At 74.4% G+C, this 17273-nt stretch carries 16 protein-coding genes and 1 pseudogene; 2 read left to right on the forward strand and 15 right to left on the reverse strand.

The window, feature by feature from the left end:
- Positions 1-87: pseudogene (locus tag IF19_RS1000000136805) on the reverse strand (electron transfer flavoprotein subunit beta); the annotation flags it as partial.
- A 169-nt stretch (positions 88-256) separates the two neighbouring features.
- On the opposite strand from IF19_RS1000000136805, the gene IF19_RS0102510 reads away from it, so the two are divergent.
- Both IF19_RS0102510 and IF19_RS0102515 read left to right on the forward strand, forming a co-directional pair.
- Positions 257-973 (forward strand): TetR family transcriptional regulator, encoded by a 717-nt coding sequence (locus tag IF19_RS0102510; protein WP_030113673.1) that lies wholly within the window; start codon positions 257-259, stop codon positions 971-973.
- A gap of 126 nt (positions 974-1099) precedes the next feature.
- Positions 1100-1468: a Zn-ribbon domain-containing OB-fold protein gene (locus IF19_RS0102515; RefSeq protein WP_030113674.1), complete on the forward strand. Its 369-nt coding sequence runs from the start codon at positions 1100-1102 to the stop codon at positions 1466-1468.
- Positions 1469-1540: 72 nt separating this feature from the next.
- Here the strand turns inward: IF19_RS0102515 and IF19_RS0102520 are convergent, their stop codons facing one another.
- The 14 genes from IF19_RS0102520 to IF19_RS0102585 all read right to left on the reverse strand — a co-directional run bounded on the left by IF19_RS0102520 (position 1541) and on the right by IF19_RS0102585 (position 17237).
- Positions 1541-2236: a type 1 glutamine amidotransferase domain-containing protein gene (locus IF19_RS0102520; RefSeq protein WP_030120871.1), complete on the reverse strand. Its 696-nt coding sequence runs from the start codon at positions 2234-2236 to the stop codon at positions 1541-1543.
- A 183-nt stretch (positions 2237-2419) separates the two neighbouring features.
- Complete coding sequence (locus IF19_RS0102525) at positions 2420-3463, reverse strand: amidohydrolase family protein (RefSeq protein ID WP_106973664.1); 1044 nt, start codon at positions 3461-3463, stop codon at positions 2420-2422.
- A 106-nt stretch (positions 3464-3569) separates the two neighbouring features.
- The gene (locus tag IF19_RS0102530; protein ID WP_030113679.1) at positions 3570-4130 is read right to left on the reverse strand and encodes a GbsR/MarR family transcriptional regulator; all 561 of its coding nucleotides are present in this window, start codon (positions 4128-4130) and stop codon (positions 3570-3572) included.
- A gap of 15 nt (positions 4131-4145) precedes the next feature.
- Positions 4146-4985 (reverse strand): alpha/beta fold hydrolase, encoded by an 840-nt coding sequence (locus IF19_RS0102535; protein ID WP_030113680.1) that lies wholly within the window; start codon positions 4983-4985, stop codon positions 4146-4148.
- A gap of 242 nt (positions 4986-5227) precedes the next feature.
- Positions 5228-6121, reverse strand: a complete 894-nt coding sequence (locus IF19_RS0102540) for an enoyl-CoA hydratase/isomerase family protein (protein WP_030113681.1) — start codon at positions 6119-6121, stop codon at positions 5228-5230.
- The gene (locus IF19_RS0102545) at positions 6118-7785 is read right to left on the reverse strand and encodes an ATP-dependent acyl-CoA ligase (RefSeq protein ID WP_030113682.1); all 1668 of its coding nucleotides are present in this window, start codon (positions 7783-7785) and stop codon (positions 6118-6120) included. The genes IF19_RS0102540 and IF19_RS0102545 overlap by 4 nt, the downstream gene beginning before the upstream one ends.
- Entirely contained in the window at positions 7782-9491 is a 1710-nt protein-coding gene (locus tag IF19_RS0102550; protein ID WP_030275874.1) for a CocE/NonD family hydrolase, read from the reverse strand. Before IF19_RS0102550 ends, IF19_RS0102545 begins: the two co-directional genes overlap by 4 nt.
- Positions 9491-10306 (reverse strand): SDR family oxidoreductase, encoded by an 816-nt coding sequence (locus tag IF19_RS0102555; protein ID WP_030113685.1) that lies wholly within the window; start codon positions 10304-10306, stop codon positions 9491-9493. Before IF19_RS0102555 ends, IF19_RS0102550 begins: the two co-directional genes overlap by 1 nt.
- Positions 10303-11892 carry an SDR family NAD(P)-dependent oxidoreductase gene (locus tag IF19_RS0102560; protein ID WP_030275876.1) on the reverse strand — a complete coding sequence of 530 codons (1590 nt, stop codon included), beginning with the start codon at positions 11890-11892 and terminating at the stop codon, positions 10303-10305. The genes IF19_RS0102555 and IF19_RS0102560 overlap by 4 nt, the downstream gene beginning before the upstream one ends.
- On the reverse strand, positions 11889-13169 hold the full coding sequence (locus tag IF19_RS0102565) for a beta-ketoacyl synthase (protein WP_030190386.1): 1281 nt from the start codon (positions 13167-13169) through the stop codon (positions 11889-11891). The genes IF19_RS0102560 and IF19_RS0102565 overlap by 4 nt, the downstream gene beginning before the upstream one ends.
- Complete coding sequence (locus IF19_RS0102570) at positions 13159-14547, reverse strand: beta-ketoacyl synthase N-terminal-like domain-containing protein (protein WP_030275878.1); 1389 nt, start codon at positions 14545-14547, stop codon at positions 13159-13161. Before IF19_RS0102570 ends, IF19_RS0102565 begins: the two co-directional genes overlap by 11 nt.
- Entirely contained in the window at positions 14544-15368 is an 825-nt protein-coding gene (locus tag IF19_RS0102575; RefSeq protein ID WP_030113692.1) for an SDR family NAD(P)-dependent oxidoreductase, read from the reverse strand. The genes IF19_RS0102570 and IF19_RS0102575 overlap by 4 nt, the downstream gene beginning before the upstream one ends.
- Positions 15365-16276 carry an SDR family NAD(P)-dependent oxidoreductase gene (locus tag IF19_RS0102580; protein WP_030275880.1) on the reverse strand — a complete coding sequence of 304 codons (912 nt, stop codon included), beginning with the start codon at positions 16274-16276 and terminating at the stop codon, positions 15365-15367. Before IF19_RS0102580 ends, IF19_RS0102575 begins: the two co-directional genes overlap by 4 nt.
- Complete coding sequence (locus IF19_RS0102585; protein ID WP_030113695.1) at positions 16269-17237, reverse strand: ketoacyl-ACP synthase III; 969 nt, start codon at positions 17235-17237, stop codon at positions 16269-16271. Before IF19_RS0102585 ends, IF19_RS0102580 begins: the two co-directional genes overlap by 8 nt.
- Between the last annotated feature and the right edge of the window lie 36 nt (positions 17238-17273).

A 17273-nucleotide genomic window follows, 5' to 3' on the forward strand; every position in this document is an offset into this window, starting at 1 on the left:
ACGGTCCAGCGTCAGGTCATCGGCGAAACGCCGGTCACCGGTCGCGTCGGGCACGTACTTCACACAGACAACGATCCTCAAGCTCACGCCGGCTCTCCTGCCTACCTGGGTGTGGTCCCACCTGGGTGTCATTCGTACTGATGCAGAGATTATGGCACTCAGTACCCTCTGTAAAGGTACCCAGTGCCAAGAAGGGGCTTCCGGTGCTACGTTTCGCCGCATGAGCGAGGCGCGAGGACCCGAGAAGAAGCCACCGATGCGGGAGGTGCTGGCACAGGCGGCGTTCCAGCTCTTCCTGGAGCGGGGCTTCGAGCGGACGACCGTGGACGACATCGTGGCGCGGGCCGGGGTGGGCCGCCGGTCGTTCTTCCGGTACTTCCCCTCCAAGGAGGACGCGGTCTTCCCGGACCACGAGAGCTGCCTCGCGGAGATGACCGAGTTCCTGTCCGCCGTGGACGACGGCGACCCGGTCGGCGCGGTGTGCGACGCGGCGCGCATCGTGCTGCGGATGTACGCGGACAACCCCGAGTTCTCCGTCCAGCGCTACCGGCTCACCCGGGAGGTGCCGGGGCTGCGGACGTACGAACTGTCGGTGGTGCGCCGGTACGAGCAGACCCTCGCCGGTCATCTGCGCAACCGGTTCGGCGAAGGCGGCGACGGGGCACTGCGGGCCGAGGTGATCGCGGCGTCGGTGGTCGCCGCGCACAACAACGGGCTGCGGCTGTGGCTGCGTTCGGGCGGCGAGGGCGACCCGGAGGTGGCGGTCGACCACGCGCTCGCCCTGGTGCGCGAGGTCTGGGGCAGCCCGTCCGCGCCGGTGGCGCCCGCGGCGGCCACCCCCGCGCCGGCCGCTCCCTTTCCCGCCTCCGGCGGCGGGGGCGGCGAGGACGAGGTGATCGTGATGGTCGCGCGGAAGGGCACCCCCATGTGGCGCGTCGTGCAGCAGATCGAGGCCGCCGTCGCAGAGAACTGAGTACCAATAGGCACTCAGTGCCTTTACGGTCCGGCACTGGGTGCCATATGGTGCGGACGCGCCGTCCGTGCGGGCACGGCGCGTTCCGAGCCGAGCGCAGGGGGTCGAGCCATGTCCCAGACAGGAATGGGCACCGTCCGGAAGGCGCACGAGGAGAGCGCGCTCTCCTACCACCGCTGCCGCTGGTGCGGCACCGCCTCCTTCCGGAGGCTGCTGTGCCCGGTGTGCGCGTCGAGCGACCTGGAGCCCGAACGCACCACCGGCCACGGCGTGGTCGTCCGGACCGCCGTGGTGCACCGCTACACCGACGAAGCGCGCAACGAGTCGCTGGTGCGCTTCCCCGAGGGGTTCGTCTTCCGCTGCCAGGTCGTCGGGGCCGCCCCGCACCTGGTGACGGTCGGCGCCCAGGTCCGGCCCGTCTCCGGCGACGAGCCGGAGACGGGCGCCGTGGTGCTGGAGCTCTGCGAGCCGCCCGCCCGGCGGGACTGGATCTGACGGTACGGCGCGGGCGCGGGCCCCGGACCGCCCCGGTGAGCGTTCACCGGGCCGGCCGGAGCCCTGGAGTCGTCAGCCGAGCCGGCTGAGGAGTTCCTGCGCCAACGGGGCGGAGGACGCCGGGTTCTGACCGGTGATCAGATTGCGGTCGGTGATGATGAACGGGGCCCAGGGCTCGCCTTCCTGGAAGTCCGCGCCCAGCTCCACCAGCCGGTCCTGGAGCAGCCACTTCGCCCGCTCCGCCAAGCCCGCCTGGGCCTCCTCGGCGTTGGTGAAGCCGGTCAGCCGGTATCCGGCGAACACGTTGGCGCCGTCCGGCCCGGTCGCCGCCAGCAGTGCCGCCGGACCGTGGCAGACCACGCCCAGCGGCTTGCCCGACGCCAGGGTCTTCGCGAGCAGCCGCCCGGAGGCCGGGTCCACCGCGAGATCCTCCATCGGCCCGTGGCCGCCCGGGTAGAAGACGGCGTCGTATGCGTCGAGGTCCACGTCCTCCAGCGCGACCGGCCGCCGCAGCTCCTCGAACGCCTCAAGGCCGGCGGCCACCGCGTCGGCGCCCTCCTGGCCGCCGTTGACGTCGGGCGCGAGGCTGCCGCGGTCCACGGTCGGGACGACCCCGCCCGGGGTGGCGACGACCACCTCGTGGCCGGCCCCGGTGAACGCGCGGTACGGGGTCACCGCCTCCTCGGCCCAGAAGCCCGTGGGGTGGGCGGAGCCGTCCGCCAGGGTCCAGTGGTCCGCGCCGGACACCACGAAAAGGATCTTTGCCATGTCGTACATCTCCGTTGGTCGGGGTGGCTGACCAGGCCGACGGTAGGCCCGGTCCGGCCGGGATCGGCGCCCCGCCCACCCGTGCCGGAAAGTGGCGTCCGACGGGGCGGCGGCGATCGGCCGTCCGGCGGATCGCCTGCCCCGGCCGGCCGCCGTGAATCCTCCCGGGCACCCGGGGGCGGCTCAGCCCCTGCGCTTCCCGGCCGACCGTGCGACCAGCGCCTCCGCGTTCCCGGAGAGCCAGGCGGTGACGACGTCCTCCGGCAGCGGCAGCTCGGCCAGCTCGTTCGCCAGCGGCCCGGTCGGCCCCGGGTTGACCCAGGTCGAGGTGCCGAACATGACCCGGTCGCGGGCCAGGCCCCGGGCGTGGTGGAGCAGCGGCTCCCAGCCCGAACCCGGTCCGGCCATGTGCCGGGGGCGGTGCGAGGAGAACTCCAGGCGGACGCCCGGGTGCCGGGCGGCCGTCAGCAGCGTCTCCCGTACGTCGGGCCAGCCCGCGTGCCCGGCCACCAGCAGCAGCTCGCGGTGGCGTGCCGCCAGCGCCTCGACCGTACGCCAGCTGCCCAGGCCGCTGGGGTGGCTCCGGGCGAAGTGGTGGCCGGTGTGCAGCCAGACCGGCAGCCCGGCCGAGGCCGCCGCGTCCCAGACCGGGGCGAACCGCGGGTCGGCCGGGTCGGTGCCGTCGAGGAAGGGGATCACGCACAGCCCGGACGCCCCGGCCGCCAGCGAGACCTCCACCTCGCGCAGTGCGGCGGCCGGGTCGCGCAGCGAGATCCCGGCCCAGACGTGGATCCGGTCGCGGACCTCCCGGACGGTCTCCAGCAGCCACGCGTTGACGGTGCGGCCGTCCGGCAGCCGCTCCGCCGAGCCCATGGCGAACTCCGCCGTCACGCCCTGCCGCCGCCGGTCCGCGAGGTGCGCGGCCAGGTCGAACGGCGGTCGGCCGGGCGGCAGGAGCACGTCCACCGCGTCCTGCCACCGGACGGCCAGCGCCTCGCGGTAGGCGGGGTGCGAGGCCCCGAAGTACCGGCAGAACGAGGAGGAGAAGACGTCCAGGTACTCGGGGGCGTTCTCGCCCAGCCGGTTCAGGTACGCCCGCCAGCCCGCGTCGTCGTACACCAGCGAGCAGGCGTCCACGACCGGGCGGCGGGCCGGGGCCGGAGGCTCCGCCACGGCGGTGGCCGCCGCTGTTCCGTTGTGCGGCGCGAGGCCGTACGAACCGTTCACGATCACTCCGTCGGGGTCGAAAGCCGAAAGCCGAAAGCCGGACGTCGGAAAGCCGGGATGGGGTGGACAGCGCCGGGGGAGGGGAGCCGGAAGGTCGCGGAGGGGTTCAGGAGGTGGCGGCGGCGCGGCGGGCCTCCCAGTCGGCCACCAGCGCCTCGGTCTGCTGCACGTATCCGTTGAACAGCCCGGCCAGCGAGGCCAGCCGGTCCCGCGCCTCGCCGCGCGCCACCGGGACGCCCGAGTTGAGCGTCTCGGTGAACTTGCGCATGTGGGCGTTGTTCACCAGCAGCAGGTGCTGGAGGTCGCCCACGGCCTCGTAGTCGATCCGCCTGCTGCCGGGACGGGTGGAGCGCCGCACCAGCGTCCACGCCTCCAACTGGCGCGCGGCGACGCTCAGTCCGCTCTTGGCCTGACCGAGCTCGCGGGTCATGGTGTCGAGGTCCACCGGCTTGTTGCGCAGCAGGAGGTAGCCGAAGAGGCGGCCGGTGGCCTGCGGGAGGCCCCACCGCTCCATCAGCGAACCCATCTCGCTGATGAAGGACGCCTCCGCGTCGCCGAACTCCGCGGAACCGGGGGCCGGGAGGGGCCCCGCGTCGGGTACGGAGCCGCCTGGCGCGAGGCCGTCGGGCGTGAAGTCGTCGTCGTTCGTGGTCTCGTCGGAAGTCATGGTCTCGTCGGGGTCTCAGGCCTTCAGGAAGGCGACGGTCAGCCGGTTGACCTCGTCGGGTCGGTCCAGATTGGCGACGTGTCCGGCACCGGGGATCACATGGAACTCGCTGTGGGGATCGCGTTCGCTCCACCGCTCCATCGCCGAGCGGATGTTACCCGTGCCGTCGTGTTCGCCGCAGATCAGAAGCTCGGGCTTCTCCACGCGGTAGCCCGGCGACGGGTCGATCGCCCGCGTCATGCCGTCCCAGGTGGTCAGGAAGGCGCGCCGCCCGTTGGCCGCGAAGGTCTCGCGCAGGTACTCCCGGGCCCCGGCGTCCTCGGCCGACGCCATGGCCATCGACCGGGTGAGCCGGCGGTACGGGACCAGCCGCATGAGGGCGCGCGAGAGGACCAGGCCGCGCCGCTCGCGCCGGGTGATCGGCAGGGTGCTGGACGTGGAGCCGATCACCACGAGCGCGGCGACCTCGTCGGGCCGGCGGCGCAGGTACTCCTGGGAGATGTTGCCGCCCATCGACTGGCCCAGCAGCACCAGCGGCCGGGCCATCCGGGCGGCGTCCAGCAGCGCCGCCAGGTCGTCCGCCGCGTAGACCGTACGGAATCTGCCGGTGCCGGAGGCGGACGCCCCGTGGTAGCGCACGTCCCAGCGCAGGGTGCGGAATCCGGCCTCCACCAGGGCCGGGATCTGCGGGTCGAACATGCGGTGGTCGGCCCCCGCGCCATGGGTGAGCGCGATGCCCGGACGGTCGGCCGCGCCGGCCGTCCAGTAGTGCAGCCGGGCGCCGGAGACCTCGGCGCTGTGCGCCGTCTCCACCACCCGGGACCCGGCGACGGTACGGGTCTCGGGGCCGGTCACCGTACGGCCTCCTCGTCGCGGCCGACGGTATACGGGGGTGGCGGCGCGTCCGGGGAGGGAAAGGGGAGCTTCGCGGTGTACGCGGATGCGGGCAGAGGCGGGGGAGGGGGCGGCGAGGCCGCCGGGCGGGGGTGCCGCAGCGCTTCGTTCATCAGAATCAGAATACTCTCTCCGTCGCGGCAGCAAAGGCGGACGGCTCCGACGGGTCGGCCGAAGGCCGCGACGGAGCCGCCCGCGGCCCCTCAGTCGCCGGTGAAACGCGGCGGCCGCTTCTCCGCGAAGGCGGCCATCCCCTCACGGGCGTCGGCCACCGCGGCGTGCGTCTTCAGGTGGTACGCGTCCTGGAGCCGCAGCCCGTACTCGGCCGGCTGCCCCCAGCTCCGCTCTCGCAACTCCTTGAACAGGCCCACCGAAGCCGTCGGCAGCGCGGCGAACCGGGCGGCCAGCTCCGCCAGTTCGCGGTCGAAATCCTCCGGCGCGCAGAGCCGGTCGAACAGGCCCAGCCGCACCGCCTCCTCCCCCGACACCATCCGCCCGGTCAGGTAGATCTCCGTGGCCCGCGCCGGACCCGTCAGCCGGGACATCAGCACCACGTTCCCCACATGGCCGACCCCCGCCAGGCAACTGCCGATCGACGCCCGGGTGTCCGCCAGCCGGAAGTCGGCGGCGCAGGCGATCTCCGCCCCGGCGCCCGCCGCCGCGCCGGTCAGCCCGACGATGACCGGCTTCGGCAGGTGCAGGATCGCCTCGCAGACCCGGAGGTAGTGCGCGTCCGAGGTGATCGGGTCGAAGGGGGTGTCCGCCCGGTCGCCCAGCCGCCACCTCCGTACGCTCTCCACGTCGTCGCCCGCGCAGAACGCACCGCCGCTGCCCGTGATCACGACCGTGCGCACCCGGCGGTCGTCGCCCGCGCACATCAGGCCGAGCAGCAGATGGCGGGAGAGCGTCAGGTCGAGGCTGTTGCGGCGGCGCGGCCGGTCCAGCGTCAGCGTGGCGACCCCCTCCGCCAGCGAGGCCCGCAGCGGTACGTCCTCCTCGCCGCCCACCCGCTCCGCGAAGTCCGCGAACGACTCGGTCGCCGCCCCCGTCCACTCGGCCGCGAACTCCCGGCCCGCGCGGGCCGCTTCCTCGCTCATACGATCCTCTCCCTGCGGACGCGGACACCCGCCGCCTCGCGGTCCCAGGTCCCCGCCGCCACGCCGTCGGCGCGCAGCGTGTGCTTGGTCGGCTTGCCGGTGGGGGTCTTGGGCAGTTCGGGCAGCACCCGGATGTAGCGCGGCAGCATGAAGTGGGCCAGCCGCTCCCGGAGGAACTCCAGCAGTTCCGCCGGGTCGACCGGGTCCGCCGGGTCGCGGTCCGCCACCACCAGCAGCACCTCGTCCTCGCCCTCGTCGCCGGGGACCGCCACCGCAGCCGCCTCCAGCACGCCCGGGTGCGCCACGGCCTGCGCCTCCACCTCGAACGACGAGATGTTCTCACCGCGCCTGCGGATGGCGTCCTTCTTGCGGTCGACGAAGACCAGTCCGCCGTCCGGGGCGCGCCGGAAGGCGTCCCCGGTGTGGAACCAGCCGTTGCGCCAGGCGGCGGCCGTCTCGGCGGGACGGCCCAGATAGCCGCTGAGGAAGGACCACGGCCGGTCGGCCCGCAGCACCAGCTCGCCCGCCTCGCCCACCGGCACCTCGCGGTCGTGGTCGTCGACCACGCGGGCGGTGATGCCCGGCCGGGGCCGTCCGCAGTGCATCGGGACGCCCGGGTGGTGGTCCGGCGCGGAGAACACCGGGCAGGCGACCTCGGTCATGTTGAACAGCGCGCGGACCTGGACGCCGAACCGCTTGGAGAACTCCGTAGCCCCCTCGGTGAACGGGATGACGTAGGCCGCGCGCAGCGGGTGCCCGGTGTCCTGCGGCACCGGCGGCTGCTTGAGGAGGTAGGTCGCCATCACCCCGAGCAGCGTGCACAGCGTCGTCCCCGTACGGCGGATCAGCGGCCAGAACTCGCTGGTGGTGAAGGCGGGGACGACCGTCAGCGATCCGCCGTGCACCAGCATCCCGTACGCGCCGATCGTGCCGCCCGCGTGGAACAGGGGCAGTTGGAGCAGATAGCGGTCGTCCGGACCGGCCATGCCGTGGAAGGCGGCGGTGCAACTGGAGTACAGGTGCGCGTAGGAGGAGATCACCCCCTTCGACGGGCCGGTCGTGCCGGAGGTGTAGATCACCGTCTGCGGGTCCCACGGCTGCGGGGCGGGCACGGGTTCGGTGAACTCCGCCCGGTCCGAGCGCAGTCCGGTCTCCACCCGGTAGCGTCCGGCGAGCCGGGCGGCGAGGGCCACCACCTCCTCGGGCGTGTCCTCGGGGCCCGGCAGCAGCACCACCGTGCGCACCGCCCCGACCCGCTCGTCCCCGTCCTCCAGCCGGGCCGCCAGCGACGGCCGGCAGACCAGCACGCCGGCCCCGCTGTCGGCGACCACCTGGCGCAGGATCGCGCCCCGGTAGGCGATGTTCAGCGGTACGAGGACCGCGCCCGCCAGGTTGACCCCGTACCAGACGCGCAGCGCGTCGGGCCCGTTGGGCAGCCAGCTCAGCACCAGTTCGCCGGGGGCGACGCCCAGCGCCTGGAGGGCGGCGGCCGACTCCTCGGTCTCCCGGAGCGTCCGCGCGTACGTCCAGGTGTCGCCGTCCGGCATCAGCGCGTACGGAGCGTCCGGAGCGGTGGCGGCGCGGCGGCGCAGCAGCGGGCCCAGGACGCACTGCTCGGCGGTGGGCACGGCGGCGGACGCCGGGTCCAGTATGTCCTCGCTCACGCGGTCCCCCCGGTGCTCGGAGCGGGGAGCACCCGCAGCCGCAGCACGCTCTCGTACGGGCCGCCGTACCAGAGCGTCTGCCGCGCGGGCCGGCAGTGCTCGGCCTCGCCCACCGCGCCCGGAACGTTCGGATGCCGGTCCAGGTGGGGGAAGTTGCTGCTGGTCACGTGGACGCGCAGCCGGTGCCCGGGGGCGAAGCGCCACGCGGTGTCCCCGAGCAGCAGCTCGGCGTCGTACGGCTCGTCCGCAGGCGTGCCGTCCGCGGTCTCCAGCCTGAGGCTCGCCTCGGCCACCAGCAGCGAACGCCCGTCCGGGTGTACGTCGGTGAGCTTGGCGACGACGGCGGTGGCGGGCGCGTCCGAACCGAAGCGGAGACGCAGCCGCTGCCGGCCGACGACGTCCAGCGGTTCGGTGAGCGGCTCGGACGTGTAGAGGAGCACGTCCGGACGGGCCTCCAGGTGGGCCTGGTTGAGCGGGCCCGCCGCGAGCCGGCCGAGCTGGAGCACCCGACCGCCGTGCGAGGGCACGGGGTTCTCCGGGTCGTAGGTGAACGCGTCCTGCCCGAAGCCCTCCTGGGGAGGCTCGGGCAGCAGCCGGCCGTCCTCCTCCCCGCCCTCCGGACCCGCCAGGTACCACGGGCGGTCCACCGCCTCGGGCGGCGGCCAGCTCTCGGCGCGGTGCCAGGCGTCGTCGCCGAAGAGGAAGTACCGGACGTCACCGCCCGCCGCGTCCCCGGCGGCCTCCCCGGACGCCCGCAGATGGCGGTCGAAGAAGTCCAGGTGCAGATCGGCCAACCGGGCGCCCTGCGCGGATCCGTACGGCCCCGTGTTCACCTCGCCCTGCACCTGCGGCAGTTGGCCGGAGTGGACCCAGGGTCCGATGACCAGCTCGTGCCGCCCGGCCACCGGGTCCTGGGCGCGCATCGCCCGGTGCAGCTCGATCGTGCCGTGGGAGAACACGTCGTACCAGCCGCCCACCGAGAACGTGGGCACGCCGACCTCGCCGAGGCGGTAGTCGGCGACCGTCGCCACCTTCCCCGCGAAGATGTCCCGCAGCCGGCCGGGGAACCCCTCGAAGTCGAGGATCGTCGACAACGGCCAGCGCCGCAGAGGCACTTCGGGCGTGGTGAGCAACTGCACGACCTCGGCGACGACCGCCCCGTCCACCGGGTCGCCCGCGGCCGCCCGGCGCTGCACCCACTCCAGCGCCGTCAGACCGAGCCAGCTCGTGAGGTGGTCCAGCCGCAGCGCACCGCCCAACTGCTCGGCGTCGAAGGGCGCGGAGGTCGACATCGCCGGCGCGATGGCCCGCAGGTGCGGCGGCTTCTCCATCGCCGCCAGCCACTGCACGATCGCCTGGTACGAGGTGCCCGCCATGGCCACGTTCCCGTCGCACCAGGGCTGCCCGGCGGTCCACTCGACGGTGTCGTACCCGTCCGGACCCTCCTGCGACCAGTCCAGCGGCGCCCACTCGCCCTCCGAGGCGAACCGGCCCCGGGTGTCCTGCACCACCGCCGCGTACCCCCGGTCCACGCACTGCGCCGGGGTCAGGGTGGCGAGCCCCAGCGGGGACTTGCCGTACGGCGTCCGGAAGAGGACGGCGGGTGCGGGCGGCCCCTCGGCGGGCCGCCACACATCGGCGCGCAGCACCGTTCCGTCGCGCATCTCCACCGGCACGTCGTGCTCGACGAGAGTGGTCCTGCCCATCAGCGGTTCTCCTCAGCAGCCCGTCCAGCGCCCTCGGCGCGGGAGCGGTTCAGATGGCGGGTCATGGCGTCCCCGGCGGCCGCCCGGCTCGCCGTGGGTTCGACGCGGATCAGCGGGCCGACGCTCATCCGGGCCGGCCGGTCCAGCAGCCAGGCGACGGTGTCCGCGATGTCCTCCGCGTCCAGCACCTCCTCCTCGGGGACCCCGAGATCGGCGGGGCGGGCCGCGAGCCGGGTGGAGACCCAGCCCGGGGCGACGGTGACCGCGCGGACGCCCCGGTCGCGGTTCTCCTCGTGGATCAGCTCGGTGAGCCGGTGCACGGCGTGCTTGCTGACGCCGTAGCCGCCGCTGCCCGGCACCACCTCCGAGCCCACGCCCGAACCGATGTTCACGACCCAGCCGCAGCCGCGCTCCCGCATCCCGGGCAGCACCTCGCGGGCCAGCAGGAACGGCACGGTGAGGTTCACCCGCAGCTGCCGCTCCCAGTGCCGCTCCTCCGTCTCGTGGACGGCGGCCAGCCGGATCGCCCCCGCACTGCACACCAGCAGCCCCACCGGCCCCAGCGCGGCGGCGGTCATGGCGACCGCGTCGGCGGGGGCGCCTTCCTCGGCCAGGTCCAGGGCGAGCGGCAGAGCGGTGCCGCCGGCCGCGCGGATCGACTCCGCGACCTCCTTCAGCTCGGCCTCGCGCCGCCCGACCAGCGCCACGGCGCTCCCGCGCGCGGCCAGCCGGCGGGCGACGGCCGCTCCGATGCCGGAGGACGCCCCGGCGACCAGCGCGACCAGGGGCGCGCCCGCTCCTCCTTCGGCGCTCACCGGCCCTCCGCCCGGGTGCGCTCCGGCCCCGCCGGCGCCTGCTCCGGGTAGCCGGGCCGCAGCGGAGCCACGTCACCGAGGCCGAAGCCGCCGTCCGCGCGCAGCACCGCACCCGTCACCCGGGACGCCGAACCGCTCAGCAGATGGCCGAGGACGGCCGCCACCTCACGTGGTTCGCCGACCCGCCCGGCCGGAATGCGGCTGATCCAGCCGCGCCGGTGCTCGGGGCCCGCCGCGTCGCCCATCGGCGTCTCGATGATGCCGGGGGCCACGCAGTTGGCGCGGATGCCGTGGCGGGCCACCGAGACCGCGAGACAGCGGATGTACTGCGCCATCGCCGCCTTGCTCGCCCCGTAGTACTCCAGACCGGCGACCGGGCTGAGCGTGGAGCTGACCGAGGAGACCCCGACCACCGCGCCGGGCATCCGCTCGTCCCGCCAGCGGGCCGTGAGGTACTCGGTGACCGCGACGAAGCTGTGCAGGTTTACCGCGAACGTCCGGGCGGCGGACGCGGGGTCGCCGCCGACCGCGCTGAAGCCGAGGTGTCCGGCCGCGTACAGCAGCGAGTTCACCCCGTCGGCCGTCTTCCAGGCGCGTTCACCGAGCGACGCGGCGTCCTCGGGGTCGGAGAGGTCGCAGCGCAGGGTCCACGCCCGTCGGCCCGCCTCCTCGATCTCGGCGGCCACCTCCTCCAGCGCCCCGGTCCGGCGGGCGGCCAGCACCACGTCCGCGCCGCGCCCCGCCAGGTGCAGCGCGGCGGCCCGTCCGATACCGCTGCTGGCCCCCGCCACCAGGACCGTGTGGCCCAGCAGGTCCGGGCCGCCGACCGGTTCCGGGGCGGGCTGCTGCGCCGGGGCGCTCCGCGGCGCCGGGACGGCGGCGGGCGGGCCCGCCGGCAGCGACGGGATCTGGCCGAGACCCGCGCCGCCGTCGACCGGGAGGGTCTCCCCGACCAGGTACGAGCACCCCTCGGAGACCAGGAAGCCCACGGTGGCGGCCACGTCCGCGACCGTGGTGGCCCGGCGCTGCACCAGGTAGCGCAGCAGCCCGGCCTCGGCGACGGGCGCGAGCAGGTGGCCCAGACCGGGGGAGTAGCCGGTGACCACGGTGTTGCCGACGACGCCGCGCCCGGCGACCTCGGTGACCAGGTGCTGCCACCAGGCCCGGTCGGCGGCGAGCCGGGCGTGCCGGTCGGGGTCCGTCCCGGCGTGCGTCTCGCCCGTCGCGTCGGTCACCAGGACCAGACGGCCCCGGCCCGCCGCGGCCATCGCCAGGGCGGCGGCCCGGACGCGCTCGCGGTCCAGGCCCGGCGAGCGCTCCGCGCCGTACGCCTCCTCGCCCAGCAGCAGCGCGCAGTAGGCGGCGGCCTGGCCTGAGCCCGGAGCCCCGGCGGCGACGGGCGTCCCGGCCGTTCCGGCCGCCACGGGGGTCAGGCCGACGGCGGCCAGCGCGTCGAGGAGGGCGTCGGCCGACGTGCCCGGGGCCCCGGCGGTGTCGACGACCACCCGGGCGCCGACCGGCGTCCGCGGCGCGTCCCCCGGCCCGGCCGTCCCGGACCGTGGTGCCGTGTCGTGTACATGGGTCATGGCAAGTCGCCACCTTCGTATTCGATGAGCATGCTGGTGGCGTCGCCGCCCGCCCCGGAGGCGAGCACCAGCGCGCTGTCGCCATCGGTCTCCAGGCCGCCCGCGAGCACCGGTTCGCCCGGCAGGCCCGCGTACGGCTTCGTGGTGTTGGCGCTCGGGGCGATGCGGCCGTGGCGCAGCATGAGGAGGCTGCCGACGAGCTTGACCAGGCCGCCCGTCCCGGCGACGTGCCCGAAGACCGCCTCCTGGTTGGTCAGCAGCAGCTCGCCGCCGTACCCGGCCGCCTGCCGCACCCCGGCCAGCGCCTCGCACAGGTGGTCCTCGACGAACCGGTTGCCGTCCGCGTAGTCGTTGACGAACGCGAGGTCGCCCAGACCGCGCCCGGCCGACGCGAGGGTCGCCAGCACGTCGCCCACCACGTTGCCGGGCGGCCCGGTCGCCACGGTGGAGGGGCCGTTGGAGCGCGAGGTGCGCAGATGGGCCCGGTGCAGCAGCCCCGGACGGTCCCCGGTGGCGGCCGGGTTCTCCAGGACCACGGCGAGCGCGCCCTCCCCGGTGGCGTTGCCGGTCTGGATCTCGTCGTGCGGCCGGACGTCGGCGGGATCGTCCGAGAGGGACGAGGCGCGGTAGCCGCTGCGCCCGGTGTGGCTGGTGCCGGCGACGAACACCGGGTCCACGGTGGTGTCCACGCCGACGACGACCGCCCGGTCGATGTCCCCGCAGCGGAACATCTGCTGCACCAGGTGCAGCGTCCGCAGCGCCACGTTGCAGGAGCCCGCCACGCTCAGCGTCTGGCACGGCAGTTGAAGCCCGGAGGCGACGGTGCCGATCACGCTGGGCGGCGTGCCGTTGAGCCAGTACTCCATGCCGAGCGCGGCGACGCCCTCGGCATGCGCCCGCCTGTAGTAGCGCTCGGTCTCGGGGAAGGCGAACTGGAGCGAGCAGGCGACCAGCGCCGTGCGCTCGGGATCGAGGTCGGCGGCGGTGAGGCCGGCGTGCTCCAGGGCGCGGTGGACCGCGCCCGTCGCCATCAGCCCGGCGCGCGAGGAGCGGCGGATCTGCCGCTCGGACAGCGGGAGTTCCCGCTCCGGATCCCAGCCCTCGACCGTTCCGGCGATGCGGAGGGGGAGTTCGGGATGGGCGTACGGGGAGAGGCAGCTGACCCCGTCGCGCACCACGCGCCAGAAGGTCTCCGCATCGGTGCAGGCGCGGCCGTCCGGGCCCGGGAGGACGAACCCGGCGCCGGCGAGGCGCAGCAGCGGGGTCTCAGCGGGCATCGCCGCCTCCCAGCAGCAGTGCGCTGTTGACCCCGCCCACCTGGTAGTTGAAGCTCAGCGCCCGGTCGAACTCCAGGGCGCGGGTCTTCGTCCCCGGCACCGGGTCGAACGAGCAGACCGGCGAGGGGTCCGTGCAGTTGGCGGTGGGGCAGACCTCGCCCTCGCGCATCATCATCAGCGTCAGCGCCGTGCCCAGGTTGCCGAGCGGCGCGCCGCTGTGGCCGAAGCACGCCTCCTGCGAACTCACCAGCACCTGGCCGGACTTCTCGCCCCACAGCGAGCGCACGGCGTTGGACTCGATCCGCGTGAACAGCGCGTCGCCCTCACCGCCCCCGTTGACGTACGGGACGCGTCCCAGCGAGGTGTGGTCGCCCAGGGCGCGGCGGGCCGCCTCCGCGAGCCCCGTACCGCCGGTGTCGATGGCGACCGCGCTGTTCAGCCCGGAGCGGGTGGTGGCCTGGCCGAGGACCGCCCCGTGGGAGCGGGCGCCGCGGGCCGCGGCGTGCGCGCGGCTCTCCAGGATCAGGGTCACCGAGCCGTCCCCGTAGTTCATGCAGTCGCCCGCCGTGTCGTACGGGCGCATCGGCCGGTCGTGGCGGGGCGCGGCCGGCGGGTCGTCGTTGTGCCGTACGACGACGGCCTCCCGCTCGACGACCTCCCGCAACCGGTGGCCGTGCAGCACCCGTTCGGTGTCGAAGCGGTCCACCCCGGTGACGACGACGAGGTCGCTCTGCCCGGAGGCGATCATCGTGCGGGCGATCCCGAGGAGCACCGAGGAGGAGGCGCAGCCGCAGCTCACCGTGTAGTTGGCGCCGGTGGAGCCGAGCAACGCGGCCTGTACCGGGCCGACATCGCTCGACGTGCCCGCCACCAGGAGCCGTACGAAAAGGGACTTGGCGTCTTTGGGGCTGATCGTCGCCGGATCGGCGTCGTGCCAGGCGCGGTAGCTGTCGTAGTTGCTGTCCACCCCGGCGCGCGCGGTCAGCACGTCCGCACCGCGCAACGCCCCCGCCGCGTGGTCGAGTCCGGCGTCCCGGCAGGCTTCGACCAGCGAGACGAGACCGTAGAGGTGGACGTCGGCGTAGCTGCGCAGATAGCGGGACGGGATGTCGGGCAGCAGCTCCCCGAACGCCTCCCGTGCCCCGCGGACGGTGCCGTGGTGGAAGCCGTCGCGTTCGACGTGGCTGGCGCCGGTGGCGGCGGTCGCCCACACCTGCCCGGCCGTGCGCACCGGCTCGTCGCCCGCGCCGGGCAGGCAGAAGCCCATGCCGGTGACCAGCGCGTCCCGTGGCCCGGGGGCCCAGGGGCGCGCCGCCGGGGCGAGCAGCCGCTCGGGCGTGGGGGCCGCGTCCCGCTCCTGGCCGTACTCCTCGCTCACAGAGCCCCCGCATCCACGTTGACGGCCTGGCCGGTCATCCCCCCGGAGAGGTCCGAGAGCAGGAACAGCACCTGGGCCGCGATCTCCTCCGGGCGCACCAGACGGCGCAGGATGGTGCTGTTGACCGCCCGCTTGAGGTACCGCTCCCAGGTCAGGTCCGGCGGACCGTGGTGCTTGGCGATGGCGGCCATGAACGGGTCGCCGTACCGCTCCCCGTCCGTGGCGGCCGGGCTGTCGGTGAGCCCGGGGCAGACCGCGTTGACCCGCACGCCGAAGGCGCCCAGCTCGGAGGCGAGCGCCTGCGTCATCCCGTTGAGCCCGAACTTCGAGGCGCAGTAGGAGGTGTTGGCGGGCAGCCCGCGCTTTCCGGCGATGGAGGAGACCATCACGATGTTGCCCTCGCGGCGCTCCATCATCCCCGGCACGATCGCCCGCGCGACCCGGAACGCCCCCAGCAGGTTGATGTCGAGGGTGGCCATCCACTGGTCCTCGTCCTGGTCGCACAGGAACGCCTGGTTGCGGGCCTCGCCCGCGCAGTGCACCAGCCGGTCGATCGGGCCGAGTCGCTCCTCGGCCTCACGGACGGCGGCGCGCACGCTGTCGGCGTCGGTGAGGTCGCCGGGGACCGCCACCGCGCGCCCGCCGTCCGCCTCGATACGTTCGGCGAGCAGCCGCAGCTCCTTCTCGCTGCGGGCCATGAGCGCCACACGGGAGCCGTGCGCGGCGAGCATCGTCGCCAGGACGGCGCCGATGCCGCTGCTGGCGCCGGTCAGGAAGGTGGTCCTGCCTTCGAGCAGGGTGGGTGCGAAGCCGCTGGTCATGCTGTGTTCTCCGCTTTCTCGGGGAGGTCCGCCGTCGCGGCCGTCGTACGGGTCTCGGTGTCCGGGCCGGCCGGGGGCAGGACGCGGGCGGGCAGCCCGCCCGCGTCGACCTCCAGCACGGTGCCGGTCACCGAGGGGTTGTCGGCGGCGAAGGCGACCGCCTCCGCCACGTCCCTCTCGTCGCACCAGCGGCGCAGCGGCACATGGCGACGCAGGTCCGCCATGTAGGCCGCGTGCCGCTCGCTCGCCGCCGAACGGCGGCGCAGCGCCTCGCCGTCGACGACTCCGGGGGCCACCGCGCTGACCCGGATGCCGTACTCGCCCAGCTCGGTCGCCCAGGTGCGGGTGAGCGCCTCCACCCCGGACTTGGCCGCGCAGTACGCCGACTGGCCGTACGCGCCCCGGCGCACGGTGGAGGAGATGTTGACGATCGCGCCGGGCGTGCCGGCGGCCAGCATCGCCTGCGCGGCGTGCCGGCCGACCAGGAAGGTGCCGGTGAGCAGCGAGGTCACCACCCGCTCGAAGTCCTCGAGCGGATGCGGGGAGAGCAGCGGCGGTCCGTCGGGCCGCTCCCTGACGCTCACCAGGCGGCGGGAGAAGTTGTTGCCCGCGTTGTTGACGCAGAGGCCCAGCGGCGGGGCCTCCACGGCCAAGTGGTCGAAGAGCCCGGCCACCGACTCCTCGTCGGTGACGTCCGCCCGTACGGCGTGCAGGGCGATCCCGTCGTCCGCCGCGGCCTTCACGGCGGCGTCCAGGCTGTCCGGGTCACGCCCGCAGATCACGGTGTGCCATCCAGCGCCGGCGAGATGGCGGGCGATGGCCGAACCGAGCCCCCGGCTTCCCCCGGTGACCAGGGCGGCACCCCGAACGGCGCTGCCTCGTAGAGATGATGACGGTTGATCAGACACGGAAGAGCAGCCCCCCGTAGTACCAGCCGGATCCCACCGTGGGCGTGTAGCAGAGGTCGCCCGGCTTCAGCCGGCCGTCGAGCGCCATCTCGGAGAGCACGATGGGCACCGAGGCGCTGCCGGTGTTCGCCCGCGTCTCGTAGTTGGTGACGAAGCGCTCCTGCGGGATGGAGAGGCGTTCCCGTACGGCGGTGTGGAGCTGGCCCGTGCCCGGGTGCGGCACCACCCAGTCGATCTCCTCCATCTTGGCGCCCGAACGGGCCAGCATCCGGGCGGCCAGATCGGCGTGCGAGTCCGCCGCTATGGAGACCAGCTCCCGGCTGCTCTTGATCCACCCGTTCGGCGGGTACACCGTCACCGTCTCCCGGCCGGAGCCGTCGCTGATCAGCAGCGAGTCCCACAGCCCCGCGTCCGGCTCCGCGCCGCGCGAGAGCACGGCCGCCCCGGCCGCGTCGCCCACGATCAGCTCGCCCTTGCTGCCGGGGCGCACCCGGCGCGAGAAGCGCTCACTGGAGACGACGAGCGCGTGCCGCCAGTCGGTGTGCGTGCCGAAGTACGCCGCCGCCGTCTGGACCCCGTGCACGAACCCGGTGCAGGCCCCGCACACGTCGAAGGCCAACGCCCGCTCGGCGCCCAGCAGATGGGCGGTGTGCGGAGCCCACTCGGGGACGAACTGGCGGTCGGTCCAGTTGCTGAAGACCACCAGGTCGATCTCGCCGGGCGCCACGCCCGCCTGATCCAGCGCGGCGCGGGCGGCACGCACCCCCATGTACGCGGGGGTCTCCTCCTCGTCCGCGACATGGCGGCTGCGGACGTCGAGCCGTCCGATGACCGCCTCGTCCACCGCGTTGCCGGCGGGGTCGTCGGCGCTCTCGTTCTCGACCAGGAGGCGTGGGTAGTAGTGCCCGAACCCGGACAGGCGCAGGCCGCTCTCGCGCCACAGGGAGGTCTCGTCGTGCATCTCTCGTCTTCCCGTACTGTGCGGTGGTGCCGGGGA

Source organism: Streptomyces californicus (assembly GCF_000717645.1).
GTDB classification, from domain to species: Bacteria; Actinomycetota; Actinomycetes; order Streptomycetales; family Streptomycetaceae; genus Streptomyces; species Streptomyces californicus.

Coding starts and splice junctions, on each gene's coding strand:
- IF19_RS0102510 (WP_030113673.1), top strand. CDS start 257: ATGCGGGAGGTGCTGGCACAGGCGGCGTTCCAGCTCTTCCTGGAGCGG.
- IF19_RS0102515 (WP_030113674.1), top strand. CDS start 1,100: ATGGGCACCGTCCGGAAGGCGCACGAGGAGAGCGCGCTCTCCTACCAC.
- IF19_RS0102520 (WP_030120871.1), bottom strand. CDS start 2,236: ATGGCAAAGATCCTTTTCGTGGTGTCCGGCGCGGACCACTGGACCCTG.
- IF19_RS0102530 (WP_030113679.1), bottom strand. CDS start 4,130: ATGACTTCCGACGAGACCACGAACGACGACGACTTCACGCCCGACGGC.
- IF19_RS0102540 (WP_030113681.1), bottom strand. CDS start 6,121: ATGAGCGAGGAAGCGGCCCGCGCGGGCCGGGAGTTCGCGGCCGAGTGG.
- IF19_RS0102550 (WP_030275874.1), bottom strand. CDS start 9,491: ATGGGCAGGACCACTCTCGTCGAGCACGACGTGCCGGTGGAGATGCGC.
- IF19_RS0102560 (WP_030275876.1), bottom strand. CDS start 11,892: ATGACCCATGTACACGACACGGCACCACGGTCCGGGACGGCCGGGCCG.
- IF19_RS0102565 (WP_030190386.1), bottom strand. CDS start 13,169: ATGCCCGCTGAGACCCCGCTGCTGCGCCTCGCCGGCGCCGGGTTCGTC.
- IF19_RS0102575 (WP_030113692.1), bottom strand. CDS start 15,368: ATGACCAGCGGCTTCGCACCCACCCTGCTCGAAGGCAGGACCACCTTC.
- IF19_RS0102585 (WP_030113695.1), bottom strand. CDS start 17,237: ATGCACGACGAGACCTCCCTGTGGCGCGAGAGCGGCCTGCGCCTGTCC.